Source organism: Thalassospira permensis NBRC 106175 (assembly GCF_000714555.1).
In the GTDB taxonomy this organism is placed as follows: domain Bacteria; phylum Pseudomonadota; class Alphaproteobacteria; order Rhodospirillales; family Thalassospiraceae; genus Thalassospira; species Thalassospira xiamenensis.
Genome location: NZ_AUNC01000007.1, coordinates 78,290 through 96,693 on the forward strand (window position 1 = coordinate 78,290; position 18,404 = coordinate 96,693).

General features: G+C 55.8%; 16 protein-coding genes. 4 read left to right on the forward strand and 12 right to left on the reverse strand.

The features are described 5' to 3' along the window. Positions 1-5: 5 nt before the first annotated feature. The 4 genes from SMB34_RS05345 to SMB34_RS05360 form a co-directional block, all read right to left on the reverse strand. Positions 6-1,427 (reverse strand): TRAP transporter large permease, encoded by a 1,422-nt coding sequence (locus tag SMB34_RS05345; protein ID WP_007088956.1) that lies wholly within the window; start codon positions 1,425-1,427, stop codon positions 6-8. 44 nt (positions 1,428-1,471) lie between these two features. Further along, positions 1,472-2,044, reverse strand: a complete 573-nt coding sequence (locus tag SMB34_RS05350; RefSeq protein WP_007088957.1) for a TRAP transporter small permease subunit — start codon at positions 2,042-2,044, stop codon at positions 1,472-1,474. Positions 2,045-2,140: 96 nt separating this feature from the next. Then, the gene (locus SMB34_RS05355; protein WP_051682137.1) at positions 2,141-3,304 is read right to left on the reverse strand and encodes a TRAP transporter substrate-binding protein; all 1,164 of its coding nucleotides are present in this window, start codon (positions 3,302-3,304) and stop codon (positions 2,141-2,143) included. A gap of 203 nt (positions 3,305-3,507) precedes the next feature. Then, positions 3,508-4,473 (reverse strand): 2-hydroxyacid dehydrogenase, encoded by a 966-nt coding sequence (locus SMB34_RS05360; RefSeq protein WP_037988209.1) that lies wholly within the window; start codon positions 4,471-4,473, stop codon positions 3,508-3,510. Positions 4,474-4,816: 343 nt separating this feature from the next. Here SMB34_RS05360 and SMB34_RS05365 point away from each other — a divergent pair, with 343 nt between their 5' ends. Continuing rightward, positions 4,817-6,412 (forward strand): MORN repeat-containing protein, encoded by a 1,596-nt coding sequence (locus SMB34_RS05365; protein ID WP_037988211.1) that lies wholly within the window; start codon positions 4,817-4,819, stop codon positions 6,410-6,412. A 126-nt stretch (positions 6,413-6,538) separates the two neighbouring features. Here the strand turns inward: SMB34_RS05365 and SMB34_RS05370 are convergent, their stop codons facing one another. The 5 genes from SMB34_RS05370 to SMB34_RS05390 form a co-directional block, all read right to left on the reverse strand. Then, positions 6,539-7,702 (reverse strand): Gfo/Idh/MocA family protein, encoded by a 1,164-nt coding sequence (locus SMB34_RS05370; protein WP_037988212.1) that lies wholly within the window; start codon positions 7,700-7,702, stop codon positions 6,539-6,541. A gap of 36 nt (positions 7,703-7,738) precedes the next feature. Next, positions 7,739-8,794, reverse strand: coding sequence for a sugar phosphate isomerase/epimerase family protein (locus tag SMB34_RS05375; protein ID WP_037988217.1), 1,056 nt, complete (start codon positions 8,792-8,794; stop codon positions 7,739-7,741). A 156-nt stretch (positions 8,795-8,950) separates the two neighbouring features. After that, a complete protein-coding gene (locus SMB34_RS05380; protein WP_037988224.1) occupies positions 8,951-9,919 on the reverse strand; it encodes an ABC transporter substrate-binding protein in 969 nt (322 codons plus the stop codon). Positions 9,920-9,983: 64 nt separating this feature from the next. After that, entirely contained in the window at positions 9,984-10,997 is a 1,014-nt protein-coding gene (locus tag SMB34_RS05385; RefSeq protein ID WP_037988226.1) for an ABC transporter permease, read from the reverse strand. Then, positions 10,990-12,543 carry a sugar ABC transporter ATP-binding protein gene (locus tag SMB34_RS05390; protein WP_051682138.1) on the reverse strand — a complete coding sequence of 518 codons (1,554 nt, stop codon included), beginning with the start codon at positions 12,541-12,543 and terminating at the stop codon, positions 10,990-10,992. The genes SMB34_RS05385 and SMB34_RS05390 overlap by 8 nt, the downstream gene beginning before the upstream one ends. Before the next feature lie 185 nt (positions 12,544-12,728). Between SMB34_RS05390 and SMB34_RS05395 the strand changes: the two genes are divergently transcribed. Beyond that, on the forward strand, positions 12,729-13,760 hold the full coding sequence (locus SMB34_RS05395; protein ID WP_051682139.1) for a LacI family DNA-binding transcriptional regulator: 1,032 nt from the start codon (positions 12,729-12,731) through the stop codon (positions 13,758-13,760). A 7-nt stretch (positions 13,761-13,767) separates the two neighbouring features. On the opposite strand, the gene SMB34_RS05400 is transcribed toward SMB34_RS05395, so the two are convergent. From SMB34_RS05400 to SMB34_RS05410, 3 genes are all read right to left on the reverse strand, one after another. After that, a complete protein-coding gene (locus SMB34_RS05400) occupies positions 13,768-14,253 on the reverse strand; it encodes a VOC family protein (protein ID WP_037988231.1) in 486 nt (161 codons plus the stop codon). Positions 14,254-14,408: 155 nt separating this feature from the next. Continuing rightward, positions 14,409-14,984 (reverse strand): TetR/AcrR family transcriptional regulator, encoded by a 576-nt coding sequence (locus SMB34_RS05405; RefSeq protein WP_007088968.1) that lies wholly within the window; start codon positions 14,982-14,984, stop codon positions 14,409-14,411. Positions 14,985-14,991: 7 nt separating this feature from the next. After that, complete coding sequence (locus tag SMB34_RS05410; protein ID WP_037988232.1) at positions 14,992-15,465, reverse strand: nuclear transport factor 2 family protein; 474 nt, start codon at positions 15,463-15,465, stop codon at positions 14,992-14,994. A 516-nt stretch (positions 15,466-15,981) separates the two neighbouring features. Here SMB34_RS05410 and SMB34_RS05415 point away from each other — a divergent pair. Both SMB34_RS05415 and SMB34_RS05420 read left to right on the forward strand, forming a co-directional pair. Then, positions 15,982-17,079: a carboxynorspermidine decarboxylase gene (locus SMB34_RS05415; RefSeq protein WP_037988233.1), complete on the forward strand. Its 1,098-nt coding sequence runs from the start codon at positions 15,982-15,984 to the stop codon at positions 17,077-17,079. A gap of 51 nt (positions 17,080-17,130) precedes the next feature. Next, positions 17,131-18,372: a saccharopine dehydrogenase family protein gene (locus SMB34_RS05420; RefSeq protein WP_037988235.1), complete on the forward strand. Its 1,242-nt coding sequence runs from the start codon at positions 17,131-17,133 to the stop codon at positions 18,370-18,372. Positions 18,373-18,404 lie beyond the last annotated feature (32 nt).

The following is an 18,404-nucleotide window of genomic DNA, read 5'->3' on the forward strand; positions in this document are numbered from 1 at the left end:
TCCTCCTATCGTGCACCATAGAACAGATCAGGCAGATGGAACACGATCTGGGGGAAGGTATACATCAGCACCATGCTGACAATCACCATGAACAGGAATGGCATGATTCCCTTGAAAATATCCGTCAGCAAAACACCCGGAGGCGAAACCCCCTTGAGGTAATAGGCCGACATTGCCATTGGCGGCGTCAGGAAGGATGTCTGAAGGTTCAGCGCAACCAGAATGCCAAAGAACAGCGGATCAATATCAAACAGCGGCAGCAGCGGCAGGAAGATCGGCACGAAGATGATGATGATCTCCGACCATTCCAGCGGCCAGCCCAGCAGGAAGATGATCAACTGCGCCAGCAGCAGAAACTGAAGCGGCGTCAGATCAAGCCCACCAACGAATTCGGCAATGACATGCTCGCCCCCCAGATATGAGAACACCGACGAGAACGTATAGGAACCGACAAACAGCCAGCACACCATCGCCGATGTCCGCACCGTCAGATAAACAGATTCCCGCAACCGGTCAAAGGTGAGCGCCCGATACGCCAGCGCCAGAACCATACCGCCCAGCGCCCCGATGGATGCCGCCTCGGTCGGGGTTGCCAGACCAAACAGGATCGATCCCAGAACCGCCAGAATAAGGAATGCCAGCGGGAAGAACGATGTCGCCAGCAACCAGAGAACCTTGAGCAGGGGAACATCGGGAATTTCATCCGATGTCGGACGCGGCGCGGCTTTGGGCTGCAACAGGGCACGCCCCATGACATAAACCAGATACAACCCGACAAGTGTCAGTCCCGGCAACAATGCACCGGCATAAAGCCGCACGATCGATACCCCCGAGGCCGCGGCATAAACAATCAGCATGATCGATGGCGGGATCAGAATACCCAGCGTCCCGCCAGCACAGATGATGCCGGTGGCAAAGCTTTTGTCGTAGCGCGCTTTCAGCATCGCGGGCAGTGCCAGCATCCCCATCAGGGTCACCACCGCACCGACAATCCCGGTCGCGGTTGCAAACAGCGCACAGGTCACAAGGGCCGCAACCCCCAACGAACCGGGCACATTTTTGGCCGCAATATTGAGTGTCGAAAACAACCGATTGACGATATTGGCGCGCTCAACGATGTAGCCCATGAACAGGAACAGCGGAACCGCGGTCAGAACCTCGTTGGACATCACCGTATATGTCTGGTTGATGAACAGATCGAATATCCGGTTATTCACCGCCCCTTCGACCCAGGTGATCGCCGATGTCAGACTATCGCTGTCCTCGGCCAGACGGTTAAAGGCACGCCACATGCGTCCTGCGTCAAAATAGGCGTAGTAACCAAAACCGATCCCCAGCGCCATCAGCGTAAACGCAACGGGAAAGCCAAGGAAAACAAGCATAATGAAGATGCCAAGCATCATCAGGGCGACATGTGCGTCAATCACGTTTGCAGCTCCGTTCGGACCGGTTATCGCGGAATTCGATTTGGTTAATTGTCTTTTGCGACATGCTGCTTCATCAGCAATTCTTCGGTTTCTTGGACATCGTCATCAGCACCCCGCCAGTATCCTTCGCGGATACACATGATGCAGCGCATGACCTGTGCGATCCCCTGAATGAACAGAAGAATGCCTGCGGCCACCATGATCGACTTGAACTGGAAAATCGGAACACCCGCCGGGCTGTTCACGCTGACTTCCCCGTATCCCCACGACCGTGACGAATATTTCCAGCCCGACAGGATCAGGGCGGTGATACCGGGAAAGAAAAAGAAGATGTAAAGCACAAGATCGACACTCGCCTGTGTCCTTGGCTTCCAGAGACGATAAAGGAAATCACCCCGCACATGGCCGCCGCGTGAAAGCGTATAGGCCCCGCCCATCATGAATAACGAACCATACATGATGAAGGACACATCAAGTGACCATGTCGTCGGTGCGTTGAAAACATAACGCGCCATCACTTCGTAACTCATTCCCAATGTCATCAGGATGATGAGCCACCCGAAAGCCTTGCCAAACCAGGCCGAAAGCTTGTCCGCGAATTCAATAAAACTGATCATGAAGTCTTTTCCGTTACCGTCGCAACCGCCCCGGAAACCACTGGTCCCCGGGGCAGCCTTTGGGTCAGACAAACCGTATGAAACCGGCCGGTTTCATTACAGTTTCAGTTTGCCCGGGAAGTAGTGATCATAGGCCAGCTGATAGTCCGGCGAGTTCATCAGTTCATAATAGGTCACGCGCTCAACCCAGGCACGCTGGCTATCAAGAACCTTTTTCATGAACGGATCTTCTTCAAGCTGCGGGATCAGTTTGTCCCAGGCTTCAAGCTGTGCGGCCAGAATTTCCTTCGATGTACGATGGATGGTAACGCCTTCATCCGCAAGTTTCTGAAGATCGGACGAATAGTTATCCATCGCCAGTGCCGTGTTCGACGTCGAAGCAGCCTCTACGCCATAGCGCAGGATCGCCTGTAGATCAGGTTCGAGATCTTCATAGAAATCACGGTTGAAGATGAACTCGAAGCTTTCGGACGCCTGATGATAGGACGACAGATAGTAGTTCTTCGCCACATCCTGCGCACCGAACCGCATATCCGAAGACGGGTTGTTGAATTCAAACGCGTCAATCACGCCGCGTTCCATCGCCGGGACGATCTCGCCGCCCGGCAACTGTGCGACCGACATGCCCATCGACTGCAGAAGATCAGCCGCTAGACCAACGGTACGGTATTTGAAGCCCTGAATGTCGGCAACAGAATTGACCTGCCCCTTGAACCAGCCGAACGGCTGGGCTGGCATCGGGAAGCCAAGAAGACCAATCACGTTAAGCCCCATAACGTCCTGGGTCAGCTCGCGATAGAATTCCTCCCCGCCACCGGCATAGAACCAGCTCAGCATGGTGGTGGCAGAACCACCAAACACCGGACCGGTACCAAACAGCGACGCCGCCTTGTTCTTGCCATACCAGTAAACCGGCACGGAATGGGCGATATCGATCACACCATCATTGACGCCATCGAGAACCTGGAATGCGCCGATAACGGCACCAGCCGGTAAAAGATCGACCTTGAGGCGACCACCCGACATGGCTTCGACACGATCGGCATATTGCTTGGCAAACGTCATCCAGATATCGGATGACGGCCAGGACGTCTGCATTTTGACGACCAAAGGTGCCGGTTGTGCATGAACTGCCGGGGCGGCAAACAGCCCCGAAGCAGCAGCACCACCGGCAACAACACCGGTCGCACCCTTGGTAAGGAACGAACGGCGGGACACTTGCTTGGACTTCACGTCTTCAGGCGTAGGTATCTTTTTCATTACTTCCTCCCAGAATTATCGCCGCGACCGACAACTAATTGGCGGAAAACTGGCGATGATTTTAAGCCTTACATAGGGACAGACCCGACACAAGGAACATCGAATATTTGGCCTTCCACCATGTGGAAAACTTTCTTCGATTGTTATTTCCCGGACCCTGATGAATTCCGGGATGCAGCATGTTTTTGTTTTTGGCGCCGCGATCAGGCAACGCGATCCCGTGGTTGCCCACCGGAAAAGAAGGCATCAAGATTATCAAGTGCCCGAAACCCCATGGCATCACGCGTCTCTTCGGTTGCGGAGCCGATATGCGGCAACAGGAACACGTTTCTAAGGGCGGCCAGATCCGGGTTTCCGCCCGGTTCATTGCGGAAAACATCAAGCCCCGCGGCAAACAGTTTGCCACTTTGAAGCGCCTTGACCAGTGCGGCCTCGTCCACAAGATTGCCGCGCGCCGTATTGATCAGGATCGCCCGATCGGGCAGCATTGCGATGGTTTTCTCATTGATGATGCCGGTCGTGTCCGGCGTTGCCGGACAATGCAGCGACAAAACATCCGATACCGCCAGAAGCCCTTCGACCGTGTCGTGGAAAACAGCGCCTTTTTCAAGGGGGTCGGGCAAACGGGTCCGGTTGTGATAATGCACTTCCATGCCAAAACCGCGTGCGCGTTCGGCGGCAACCTGCCCGACCCGGCCCATGCCCAGAACGCCAAAACGCTTGCCGGTCACCTGCCGCCCGACCATGAAGGCCGGCGACCAGAAATCCCATTTCCCGGCCCGCACCATGGCGTCACCTTCCGCACCACGCCGGGCCGCGCCCAGCATGCACAGCATGGCGATCTCGGCCGTCGCATCGGATAGCACATCGGGGGTATTGGTGACCGTGATCCCGGCCTTCTTTGCCGCCTCAAGATCAACATGGTCAACACCGACCGAATGATTGGCAATGATCCGCAACCGATCACCAAGATCGGCAATGACATCGGCACTGAAATGTTCGGAATGACAGGGAAGAACCGCGTCAACATCCTGACAGCGCGCAATCAGCTCATCACGCGAAAAGACGTGATCCGCGTCGTTCAGAATGACCTGATAATCACGCGCCGCACGCGCCTGGACCGCATCGGTCAGGCGCCGGGTGATCAGTAGCACAGGCTTCTCCGCCATCGTCTACTCCCTGTTTCCTGCATGGATTGCAGTTTTCTTTATACCGCATTGAAACACTTTCGCGGCAGATAGAACAATAGCATATCAACCCAACAGGGTGACTTTTCCACCAGATGGAATACCAGACCGCTTTGCCCGTCATCGCAAAATCCCCGGATGCCGCCTTTCCGTAACGGCACCCGGCCCTAAAAAAGCAGGCGGTCGATCATAAGGATCGCTGGCTGAACTGAACTGCACCATGGCCTCGACAAATTTCATGTTGTTGTGTTTGCCTTTGCCTCTTCCCCAATTCACCCTTCTATGCACAAATATTGATATGTTCGATCTGCATTGGGGGGGATCTATGCAGAAAGCTGTTTTCAAAGCACGCCGTCTGTCACATGCAGGCACCCTGCTTGTCGCACTCATTGCCCTTGTCGGCTGCCAGACGACGGACATCACCACCGCGACCAGCGACTTTTTCAGTACGCTCACCAATGCGAGCGAAACTTCAGGAACTGCGCCTGCAACAAAGCAGGCGGCCTCCGGTGAATCGACTGCCGCGTCTGCAACGCCTGAAAGCACGATAAAAAAGTCGCCATACAAATGGGGATTGCTGTCCCTCCTCGTTGGCGGGGGTGGGCCAATCGGGGACGATTGGTATCTTTTTGTCTATCCCACCGCCAGCACCCAAAATTTTGTTGGCGTCAACGGGCCAATGCTGACCGTTGCAAATACGCATAGCGTTCAACTATGGCCCGGCGATTATCGTGTCATCGTCCGACATAATACGGTCGATAAATTCGACAGGGTCGTTACGATTTCGGCCGGAGAAACGCTGCGCCTGACCGGGGAATACGGCTATTTCTCCAACTCCGTAAAATCCGAACGCTTTCCGTTTTACAACGAAAACCAGCTCCTGTTGGCCACTGTACTCAACAGGGCCGAAGACATCTTTCTGCCTGTCGTCGTTGCCTGGAGCGGGCAATGGAAGTTCGAGTTTTTCGGCCCGCAACTCAATGGTGAAGTCAACGGCCCCGGACCCGTTCGGATATCGAAGGATGGCAATGAAGAAGCCCGCATCATCGAGGCTGAAGTCACCCCCGAAAGCATCAAGGGCACGTTCGAGCTGTCCGATGGCGGCAGGTTTGAGGGACGCTTTGACCAGTCAGAATTCAGGCTGGACCCCAGCCCCATCGTAAAATGGAAGAATGGGGAAACTTTCGAAGGCACATTTGATGTTGTTGTGCCCAAATCAGGAAAACTTACCCGCCGAAGCGGCTCGGTCTGGGAAGGCGAGATCGCCAAGGGCAACCCGACGGGCAAGGGCCGCATGACCGCCCCCGATGGTCACTGGGTTGAATACGACAATTATGAAATGAAAGAAAATTTCATCGGATTGCGCCCGTGTGGTTCGGTCTCGCAGCCTGATGGAACCTGTCCGTATTACAAGGGCAAGGAACTGGCATCAGAAGCCGAACTCAACGCAAAGATTGCCGAAGACAAACGCCTTGCCGAAATTGAACGTCAGAAACGCGAAGAACAGCGCAAGGCTCAAATGGCCGCCGCCGCTGCGGCAGCAGAAGCACAACGAAAAGCCGCCACCGAACAGGCCGCGCGCGAAGCCGCCATGCCCCAAAAGGCTGATGACTGCACCACCGCTACCGGCACCTTTAGCGCCGATGGCAACCTGACCACCTACACCATGAACGGATCAGGCAGCGGCAGTGGGCATTTCCGGCAATTCACCTATGGCGGCGGGGCGCAGTATCAATTTGATATCGATTTTCGATTTGATACGACCCCGGACAGCATCACCTTCCAATATGATGAGGGCATATATCGCGATGCATCAAGCGGTGCGGTTCTGCAACGAACCTCGATCCCCGGCGGCAGTGCACGATGCAGCTTCAATGGCCGAATTCTGACCATTGATGGCAAGGAATTTGTGCAGAACTGAAAAATATGGGCCGCTACCATGCTGGCGGCGGCCCGATAGCCTGACACAGGATCAGACGGGAAGAACCCAAAAACGGGAACAGAATGTCTGGTTTATTTTCCCGGATAATACCCGGGCAATAACCGTTTAAATCTTGGTCCAGACTGCGCCGCTCTTTGCAGAACGTACCACTGCCTCGACAAATTTCATGCCTTTGACGCCTTCATTGATGCCCGGGATCAGCATCGATGCAGGATCGGCCTTGCCGTTGGTAATCCGCGCGATCAGCTGATCGGCGAAATCGGTGTAAAGATTGGCAAAACCTTCAAGATAACCTTCCGGGTGGCCCGGCGGCACACGCACGCCGCGCAATCCGGCCGATCCGATCCCCGCCCCGCCGCGGGTCATCAGTTCCGGACGACCATCAAGCGGGCGGAAATGCAGATGGTTGGGATGTTCCTGCGCCCATTCAATGCCGCCCTTGTCGCCATACACCCGAAGCCGCAGCCCGTTTTCATGGCCAATCGCCACCTGGCTTGCCCAAAGCATCCCGCGCGCGCCATTGTCGTAACGCAGCAGGATCTGGACATTATCGTCAAGCTTGCGGCCCGGCACGATGGCATCGATATCCGCGCACAGTTCCGAAATCTCAAGCCCGGTGACAAAATCGGCAAGGTTATGGGCATGCGTTCCGATATCGCCCAACGCCCCGCCCATCCCGGCCTTGGCCGGATCGGCACGCCAATGCGCCTGCTTGTTGTCGGTATCCTCGACACGCGTTGCCATCCAGCCCTGCGGATATTCAACCTGTACTACCCGGATATCGCCAAGCTTGCCATCACGCACCATCTGACGGGCTTCGCGCACCATCGGATAGGCGGTGTAATTATGCGTCAATGCAAACAGAAGTCCGGTTTCGCGCACCTTGGCCGCCAGCAATTCGGCTTCTTCAACATTCAGGCAAAGCGGCTTGTCACAAATCACATGAATACCGGCATCCAGCATCGCCATGGCGGCCGGGAAATGCAGGTGGTTTGGCGTGACAATCGCGCAGGCATCAATGCCATCCTCGCGCGCGGCTTCCTGTTTGGCCATGTCGGCAAAACTGTCATAGGACCGATCCGGTGCAATAAACAGTTCCGCCGCCGATGCGCGTGCAATATCGGGTTTGGACGACAACGCCCCGGCAACCAGTTCATACCGGTCATCCAGACGGGCCGCAATGCGATGCACCGCGCCGATAAACGCCCCCTGCCCGCCGCCAACCATGCCAAGGCGGATGCGCCGCGCCGGATTTTTCGTCTCAGTCATGTCAATCTCCGTCCTGATTGGTTTTCTGCCGCCGTCTTAATCAAGCCCCAGCAGACGCCGATTGGTTGCCTCGTCCGTACCGCCATCGGCGAAATCGTCAAACGCCTTTTCGGTCACGCGGATAATGTGATTGCGAATGAAATCGGCCCCTTCGCGCGCGCCGTCTTCGGGATGTTTAAGCGCGCATTCCCATTCCAGCACGGCCCAGCCATCAAAATCAATCGCCGCAAGCTTCGAAAAGATCGCGCCAAAATCAACCTGCCCATCGCCAAGCGACCGGAAACGCCCCGCACGCCCGACCCAGCTTTGATAACCGGAATAAACGCCCTGCCGCCCGGTCGGATTGAACTCCGCATCCTTGACGTGGAACATCTTGATCCGGTCGGCATAGATATCGATGAAATCAAGGTAATCGAGCTGCTGCAAAACAAAGTGGCTCGGATCATAAAGGATGTTGCACCGTGCGTGGTTCCTGACCCGCTCAAGGAACATCTCGAACGTCACACCATCAAACAGGTCTTCACCCGGATGGATTTCATAACAGACATTTACGCCATTTTCCTCGGCCACATCAAGGATCGGCAACCAGCGTTTTGCCAGTTCGTCAAACGCGGTTTCAATCAGTCCCGCCGGGCGTTGCGGCCACGGATAGACATAAGGCCAGGCAAGCGCGCCTGAAAATGTCGCATGATCGCCAATGCCCAGATGGCGTGATGCCCTGATCGCATCCTTGACCTGATTGACCGCCCATTCCTGGCGGGCCTTCGGGTTGCCGCGTACTTCGGGGACGGCAAACCCGTCAAACATCTCGTCATAGGCCGGATGCACCGCCACAAGCTGCCCCTGCAGATGGGTCGAAAGCTCGGTAATCTCGACACCATGCTCGGCCAGAACACCTTTGGCCTCGTCACAGTAATCCTTGCTTTGGGCAGCCTTCTCAACATCGAACAGGCGCTTGTCCCAGCTCGGGATCTGCACCCCCTTATAGCCAAGCGACGCCGCCCAGCGTCCGATATTGGAAAGGCTGTCAAACGGGGCCTCGTCCCCGGCAAACTGGGCAAGGAAAATCGCCGGTCCCTTAAGCGTTTTCATACTGACCTCGTGTGGTTTTTTCCGGGTGGCCCGGATGTCATCTGGTGACGAATGTGATGTAAAATCAAACCCCGCCCGGCCTGTCGTGACAGGGCGGGGTTCCTTCTGCCTGCTCGCGTTTATTCAACAACGCCAATTCGCATCAGAACAGCCCGATCAGAACGGGCTGTCCGGGAAATAGAAGTTCTCGGCATTTTCCTGGGTCACGACGGTCGCCCCCAGAATGTAACGGCCTTCGACCGCCGCATTGGAAACGAACTTCATCGCCGTAATATCCATCGCGGTTGCGATCATCGATGGCGGATACAGAACGTCAATCGGGGTCAGTTCATCACCATCCATCACGCGCTTGATGATGTCCTTCATGCCAGCCCCGCCAACGATGAACAGTTCATCGGTCCGGTCGGCCTGCTTGACGGCTTCGATCACGCCAAGCGCGATGTCATCATCCTGCGCCCAGACCGCATCGATTTCCGGGAAGCGCGACAGGAAGTCCTGCATGACTTCATACCCGTCATCACGGTTCCAGTTGGCGTGCTTCATATCAAGGACCTCGATATCCGATCCTTCGATTGCCGTCATGAAACCTTCGACGCGTTCTTCGTCAATGACGGTCGGGATGCCGCGCAGGATGACGATCTTGCCTTTGCCATCCAGACGATCCTTGATGTATTCGCCCGATACACGGCCCAGTTCCGGGTTGTTACCCGCAACATAAACATCCTCGATCCCCGGCAGCGAAAGGCCACGGTCAACCACGGTAACAAATTTGCCCGCTTCCTTGACCTGCTGGACCGGTACGGTCAGCGGATCGGATTCAAACGGCAGAACCACCAGCGCATCGATATTCTGAACCGATACCAGATCTTCAAGATCGTTGGCCTGTTCGCCCGCGCCATTGGCGGTCACAACAATGACATCAAGGTTCGGATAGGTCGCCTCAAGGCGCTTTTCGGCCTGTTCGGCGTGATAGTTCAGACCACCGGCCCAGCCATGGGTCGCCGCCGGGATCGAAACCCCGATCTTTACCTTTTCCTGTGCCAGTGCCGTGGTCGATGCCAAGGTCGATGCAAGACCAAGGCCCACAACACAGGCCGCCCCAAGAAACTTTGTAATCGTTTTCATTCAAGCTTCCTCCTGATCAAAAAATGATTCTGTACGTCATCTTGAACCGGACGTTGATCGCCGGTTATTTGCTTTTCTTGCGTCGCCAGTCCCCGCGTTGCAGGAACACGGCAACGATAATGATCAAGCCCTGAACAGCCCCGTTCAGGTAATTGCTGATCGCGTCAGTAAGGTTAAGGATATTGCCAATCGTGGTCAGCATGATCGCCCCGACCACCGTGCCCCAGATGCGGCCATAACCGCCCTTAAGCATCGTGCCGCCGATGATCACGGCCGCAATGGCTTCAAGTTCCCAAAGAACACCGGTCGAACTCGATGCCGACCCAAGGCGGGGCACATAAATGATGGTCGCAATCGACACACAAAGCCCCTGAATGACATAGGTCATCGTCTTGACCCGGTCGACATGGATCGCCGAATAACGCGCCACCTGCTCGTTCGAGCCGATGGCAAAACATTTGCGCCCGAACGGCGTCATATTCAGCAACACATAACCCGCCACCGCCACGGCAAGGAACACCAGAACCGGCACCGGAATACCCAGCAATTCGCCGTAATAAACCGGGCGATAGGTGCCGCGCACCTCGAAATCAAGCGAAAGCGTCCCGCCATCGGCCATATAGGTCACAAGCGATCTGTAAATCCCCATCGTGCCAAGGGTGACGATAAAGGCCTCGATCTTGCCCTTGGTACTGACCAGGCCATTCACCGCCCCGGCCCCGATGCCAAGAATGACGCTTACCACAATCCCGATCAGAACGGTCTCAAGCCCCGGTCCGAGTGTCTCAACCAGCGTATTCATAACCACGATCATCGCACCGGATATGAACGCCGCCATCGAACCGACCGAAAGATCAATCCCGCCCGCCGTAATCACAAAGGTCGCACCCACCGCGATAATGCCGATGAAGGCCGCACGGGTGAAAATATTCGAAAGGTTGCCGCCACTCAGGAAGGCGTCATTGATCGCCGTTCCCAGAACAAACAGCACGACAAGGGCCATAAACGGGCCAAGCGCCTTGAAATCGATGGAAAAACGGGGCGAGGCACTGGCCTCGCGGCGCTCAAGGCTACTCATGAACAGACACTCCCTCCTGGCCTGAAATTCCTGTCGCGTGCCGCATGATTTCATGTTCGTTGCGGTCGTTTCCTTCAAGAATGCCGGTAATGCGTCCGGCCGCCATGACCGCGATGCGATCTGACAGGCCCAGCATTTCAGGCATTTCCGACGACAGGAGAATGACGGATTTTCCGCGATCAGTCAGATCGCCGATAAAATGGTAAATCTGGCTTTTGGTGCCGATATCGATGCCGCGCGTCGGCTCGTCGATGATCACGATATCCGGGTCGGTTTCCATGACCTTCGCCAGCAACAGCTTCTGCTGATTGCCCCCCGAAAAATCACCGACCTTTGCCTTGCGGTCGGCCGCCCGGATATCAAACGCCTCAATCGCCTTTTCAAGGGCGGCTTCCTCGGCCTTGCGATCAACAATCACGTTGCCGAACTTTTCCAGCGCCAGCAATGTCAGGTTGGGCCGCATATCCATATTCAGCAGCAACCCGCTGCCTTTCCGGTCCTTGGTCAGATAGGCAATGCCGCTGTTTTTGGCATCCTGCAAACTTGTGATCCGCACCGGCTTGCCATCGCGTTCAATCGTCCCCGACGATCTTTCACGAAGGCCGATGATCGCCTCCATCAGGGCGGTCCGCCCCGCCCCGACAATCCCGGCAAAACCAAGAACCTCGCCCTTGTGCAGGTCAAAGCTCGCATCGCGCACCTGTACGGGCACCGAAAGATCGCGCACCGATAAAACAATCGGCGCGCTGGTATCCGATACCCGGTGCGGGAACATCTGTTTGATGTCGCGCCCGACCATAAGCCGCGCCATGTCATCCTTGCTCAGCCCGACCACCGGCTCGGTCACGATATGGCGGCCATCGCGCAACACGGTGACCCGGTCGGCAATGGCTTTGATTTCATCAAGCTTGTGGGAAATATACAGGATCGCGACACCCTGTTCGCGCAGACGCCGGATCTGATCAAACAGGATTTCAACCTCGCGCCCGGTCAGAACCGCGGTCGGTTCATCCAGGATCAGAATATCGGCCTTTTTGCTCAGCGCCTTGGCAATTTCGACCATCTGGCGATCAGAAACCGAAAGATCGCGAATACGGGTGCGCGGATCGACATCGCATTGCAACTGCTCCAGAAGCCGCTTGGCCTCTGCGCGCATCGCGGTTTTATCAAGGAACCATCCCCGCTTGATCTCACGACCCAGAAAGATGTTTTCTTCAACGCTAAGCTGCTCGGCAAGGTTAAGCTCCTGATGGATCAGGATAACCCCATGCCCCTCGCCCGCCTCGCTATCGGCAAAGCTGACCTCCGCCCCGTCAAGGACAAGCCCGCCTTCGGTGGGTTCGTGATAGCCCGACAGGATTTTAACCAGCGTCGATTTGCCCGCACCGTTTTCGCCCAAAAGCGCATGCACTTCCCCCGCATGCAGATCGATGGAAACATCGAAAAGCACCTGGGCCGGGCCAAAGGACTTGCAAATCTTCCGACCGGACAGGCGTATGTTGCCCTCCGTGCCGGGATTAACGGCATGAACAGCCGCATCCGTCATCTATGTAACCTCCCTAGCGTCGCATTGATGCGATCAACTTTTGATTGCCTCTTGTGTAAACGTTTTCATTATTTATGTAAACCTTTACATTTATCGTGTTGTGATGAAAATCACGTCGGAAATCCGGCCTTCGCACGGGCATCAATGCCGCTGGACAGCGTATCAGCGGCAGAGTAGGAAGAAGCATGATCGAAAAAATCGCGACGATTGAAGATGTTGCCGAACATGCCGGGGTATCCATTGCCACCGTCAGCCGCGCCTTGCACAAACCCCATGTGGTTTCCGAAACCACGCGCGAAAAGGTGCAAACCGCCATCGCCGCGACCGGCTATACCGCCAATGTCATGGCCCGAAACCTGCGGCTCAATCGCTCTGGCATGATCCTTTTGCTCGTACCCGATATCGGAAACCCTTTCTTTTCGGAAATTCTATCAGGAATCGAACAGGGCGCCAGCAAGGCGGGCTATAACGTCCTGATCGGCGACACCCAGAACGAACCCGAACGCGAAGCAACCTACGCCGCCTATCTGCGCAGCAATCAGGCCGATGCGATGATCCTGCTCAATGGCCGCCTGCCCGCACCGCTGGCCAACACCCCGCGCGGGATCATCCCGCCCGTGGTCATTGCCTGCGAACGCATTCCGGGCTGCAACCTGCCGACCGTGATCATCGACAATGAAAAGGCCGCCTTTAGCGCGACCAAACATCTGCTCGACCTCGGCCACAGCCGCATCGCCCATATCGCCGGCCCCGCCAGCAACATCCTGACGACGGATCGCGTCGCCGGATATCGCCGCGCACTATCAAGCAGCGGCATCGAAGCCAACCCGTCCCTGATCTATAGCGGCGATTTTTCGATTGAATCGGGTATCTCGGCGGCCCGCGCCTTGCTCAAAGACATCAAAAACCGCCCGACGGCGTTTTTCTGCGCGTCGGACGGCATGGCAATCGGCGTCATTGTCGCGGCCAAGGAACTTGGGCTTCGCGTGCCGCACGATGTTTCCGTGGTTGGCTTCGATGATATCCATCTCGCCGCCAATTACGACCCGCCCCTGACAACCGTGCGTCAACCGCGCCGACGTCTGGGCGAACAGGCGATTTCGCTGCTTCTCGCACGGCTCGATAAAACCGGAACCATTCCCGAACCGGCGGAAAATCCGGTCATTGTGCCGACCGAACTGATCATCCGCCAAAGCACCGGCCCCTGCCCAACTTAGTCAGCGATCAGCGATTGGCAATCTTCTGCCATTCCTCGTAAACGGCCCGTGCCCGATCTTCGTGGTCGCCACTGTATTTCGGCTGATCGGCGGCAAAGATTTCAAACCGGATGCCGTTCGGATCACGAATGAACAACCGCCGCGATTTCCCGTCATCCTCGTTGTGATAAACCACCTTGTGCTGGAACAAATGGTTCTGCCAGGCAATCACATCGCGCGGCGCATCGCAGCGCAACCCGATATGAAACACGTCATCTGGCATATCAGGATCATCGGGATACGGCCCGGTATCGGCTGGCCAGTCAAAGAATGACAGCCGCGTCCCATCAGAAAGCGCAAAGGTAATCAGCAGATAATCGCTTTTCCACGACGGACTGTAACCACTTTCGGCATGAACCAGTCGGGCCCTCAGAACACGGGAATAAAAATCATCCGTCGCCGCAAGATCGCGGGTGGGAAAGGCCAAGTGATCGACACTGACGGGTGCAGGCATGGACGCCTCCTCATTTGTCGCTTGGGTGATTGGGGCTCAGGCCCCTAAATCATTATAAAACTTAGTCATCCGATCCCGATGATCAAGGGTCAAACGTCTGGCAACCTGTCATTTTGACACCCTCAATGGTATCGGCCGCCATTTGGCGCTGTGCCTCAGGCCCCCTGACCGGGCCCGGCCAGCAACCCGGCTTCAACCCGCGCCATGGCGCGCTCAAACACCGCCGTATCGTCAAGCGCACGCGACAAAACCAGCGCCCCCTGGATCGATAAAATCGCATCTTCGGCAATGTCCGATGCCCGGTCCGCATCATGGCCGATCCGCACAAGCGCCTGCTGAAGCGACCGTTGCCAGACCGCAAAATAATCGCGGATTGCGTCGGAAAAACGGTCACGCACATTATCAAGTGCAAACGCCCCGATCAGGCAAACCCGCTTTCCTGACCGGAAATAGGTCGCAACCGACCGGCACATTTCCAAAATCGCCGCCCGCGGGTCATCCCCGTCACGCAGCGGCTTGTAAACCGCGTCCTCGAACCAGCCATCGATCTCGCGGAGCACTTCGGATGCCATCTGCTCTTTGCCGCCGGGAAAGAAATGGTAAAGACTGCCCTTTCCCAGACCCGTCCGGCTCCCGATCAGTGAAAGGCTCGCCCCTTCATAACCATACTCGCGGAAAATCTCCGCAAGGACGGGAATAACATCGGAACGCTCCGCGATAATCTTTGGCATGGCTTACTTATAATCCCAGATCGGACAGGCCCGGATGATCCGCCGGGCGCGGCCCCGAACGATCCCAGAAGAATTTGCGATCTTCTTCACGGATCGGCATGTCATTGATGCAGGCAAACCGGCGATGCATCTGGCCATTCTCGGCAAATTCCCAATTCTCGTTGCCATAGGCCCGATACCAGTTCCCCGAATCATCGCGATACTCATAGGCAAAACGCACCGCGATCCGGTTGCCGTCATGCGCCCACAACTCTTTGATCAATCGATATTCAAGCTCCTTGTTCCATTTGCGGGTCAGAAAGGCAATGACCTCCTCGCGGCCATTGGCAAATTCCGCACGGTTCCGCCAGATCGTATCGACCGTATAGGCCAGCGACACCCGCGCCGGATCACAGCTGTTCCAGCCATCTTCGGCCATACGGACTTTCTGGATTGCGGTTTCCCGCGTAAAGGGCGGCAGGGGTTGACGTAGCTCTGACATGATTTTCTCCTTCGTTTTGTACCAATCGGTAAACTATGTTCCAAACGGTACAAAAAAGCAATCACCAAAATCCCGTTCGGGCTTTTTGCCCCCCTACCATGCAAAATCCGCGATTTGGTGATATTGTCGGAAATCGGACATGCGCAAAGCCCCGCCGGACCGCGCCAAGTTTCACGAAACGGAAACCTGCATGTGATCGCTGCCGGTTTCCCTATGGAATCAGACGGTTAATGCCGCAAACCCTGCTTTAAACGCCCTACCAACCGCGCCGATCAACAGGCCATGCGATCATCGGATGCGGTCATACTGTTGACCCATGTGCGCGCCGCTGCTATTGGGTCGCGGCGCATGCGATACAGGCACAGAACGCCTTCGCATCGATGGTATGAAATTCGTTGGCGCAAACCGGGCTTGAATGCCGAACCTTGCGGGGAATGTTTGCCGGTCGACGGACGTTTTCCGTGTTGTCTTTTCGGTCCCTGAAAACAGGGCCTTCGGTCGAGGAACCAGAATACGATGCCGCATACGCCTTATTATCTGATCGATAAATCGAAACTGCTGCGCAACATGGAAAAGATCGCCTATGTGCGCGAACATTCCGGCGCAAAGGCCTTGCTGGCATTGAAATGCTTTGCAACCTGGTCGGTCTTCGATTTCATGTCGGACTATATGGATGGCACGACATCCTCGTCGCTGCACGAAGTCAAACTGGGCCGTAAAAAATTCGGCAAGGAAACCCATGCCTACAGCGTGGCCTATGCCGATTCCGAAATCGACGAAGTCATCGAAAATGCCGACAAGATCATCTTCAATTCGATCAGCCAGCTTAACCGCTTTGCCGATGCTGCGTCCGGCATCGTGCGCGGCCTTCGCCTGAACCCGCAGGTTTCAAGTTCCAGCTTCGATCTGGCCGATCCGGCTCGCCCATTTTCGCGTCTGGGCGAATGGGACGTAACCAAGGTCGAGGCCGTCATGGACCGCATTTCCGGCTTCATGATCCACAATAACTGTGAAAACGCCGATTTCGATCTGTTCGACAAAATGCTGGGCGATATCGAAACCAAGTTCGGCACGCTTCTGTCGCGCGTCGAATGGGTAAGCCTCGGTGGCGGCATTCACTTCACCGGGGACAATTACCCGCTTGATAAATTCTGCGCCCGGCTCAAGGCCTTTTCGGAAAAATACGGTGTTCAGGTTTATCTTGAACCCGGCGAAGCCTCGATCACCAAAAGCACCACCCTTGAAGTCACCGTGCTTGATACGCTGTTTAACGGCAAAAACCTTGCGATTGTCGATAGCTCCATCGAAGCCCACATGCTCGATCTTCTGATCTATCGCGAAACCGCCAAGGTCGAACCGAACACAGGCGATCATACCTATATGATCTGCGGCAAATCCTGCCTTGCCGGTGACGTTTTTGGCGAATTCAATTTCGAAAACGAGATCAGGGTCGGCGACCGCGTTTCCATTCAGGATGCCGCCGGTTACACCATGGTCAAAAAGAACTGGTTCAACGGTGTCGGCATGCCGTCCATCGTGATCAAGGAACTCGACGGCAGCGAACGCGTTGTACGTGAGTTCACCTTCGATGATTATGTTTCGAGCCTTTCGTAAAAAGGCGCTTTGGGTTTCATCTATTCGTAAAAAGGGAGTTTTTGGCCCGAAATGAAGAAGAATGTTCTGATTATCGGCGCAGGTGGCGTCGCACAGGTCGTCGCGCACAAATGTGCACAGCATAATGATGTGCTTGGCGATATCCATATTGCGTCGCGCACGGCGGAAAAATGCCAGAAAATCATCGACAGCATTCACGAAAAGAAAAACCTGAAGAATGCCGGCGTCCTCGAAGGCCATGCGCTTGACGCAACCGATATCGATGCCACCGTCGCATTGATCAAGAAAACCGGCTGCGAAATCGTCATCAATGTCGGTTCCGCCTTCATCAACATGCCGGTCATGTCGGCCTGCATCAAGGCGGGCGTTGCCTATCTCGATACCGCCATCCATGAAGAACAGGACAAGATCTGCGAAACCCCGCCCTGGTACGCAAATTACGAGTGGAAACGCCGTGAAGAATGCGAAAAGGCCGGTGTCACCGCGATCCTGGGCGTCGGTTTTGATCCGGGCGTGGTCAATGCCTATGCCAAACTCGCGGTCGAGGATTACTTCGACAAGATTGACTCGATTGACATCATCGACATCAATGCCGGCAGCCACGGCAAATATTTTGCCACCAATTTCGACCCGGAAATCAATTTCCGCGAATTCACCGGCACGGTCTATTCCTGGCAGAACAACGCCTGGCAGGAAAACAGGATGTTCGAGGTCAAGAAAATCTGGGACATGCCGGTTGTCGGCGAAAGCCAGACCTTCATGACCGGCCATGACGAAGTCCATTCCCTCTCACAGAATCTGGACGTCCCCAATGTCCGTTTCTGGATGGGCTTTGGCGATCATTACGTCAATGTCTTCACGGTCCTGAACAATATCGGCCTGCTCTCGGAAAAGCCGGTCACAACCGCCGAGGGCCTCGAAGTCGTGCCGCTCAAGGTCGTCAAGGCCTGCCTGCCCGATCCAAGCTCGCTGGCCCCCGACTATACCGGCAAAACCTGCATCGGCGATCTGGTCAAGGGCCGCAAGGATGGCAAGGAAACCGAGGTCCTGATCTATAATGTCGCCGACCACAAGGACGCGTACGAGGAAGTCGGAAGCCAGGGTATTTCCTATACCGCTGGCGTTCCGCCCGTCGCAGCCGCCATGCTGATCGCAACCGGCGAATGGGATGTGAAAAAGATGGCAAATGTTGAAGAACTGCCGTCCAAACCGTTCCTGAACCTTCTGAACGGCATGGGTCTTCCGACCCGCATCAAGGACGCCAATGGCGACCGTGCGCTTGATTTCGCCTAAGCCACGATCCTTGCGACCCTGAATTACGACGG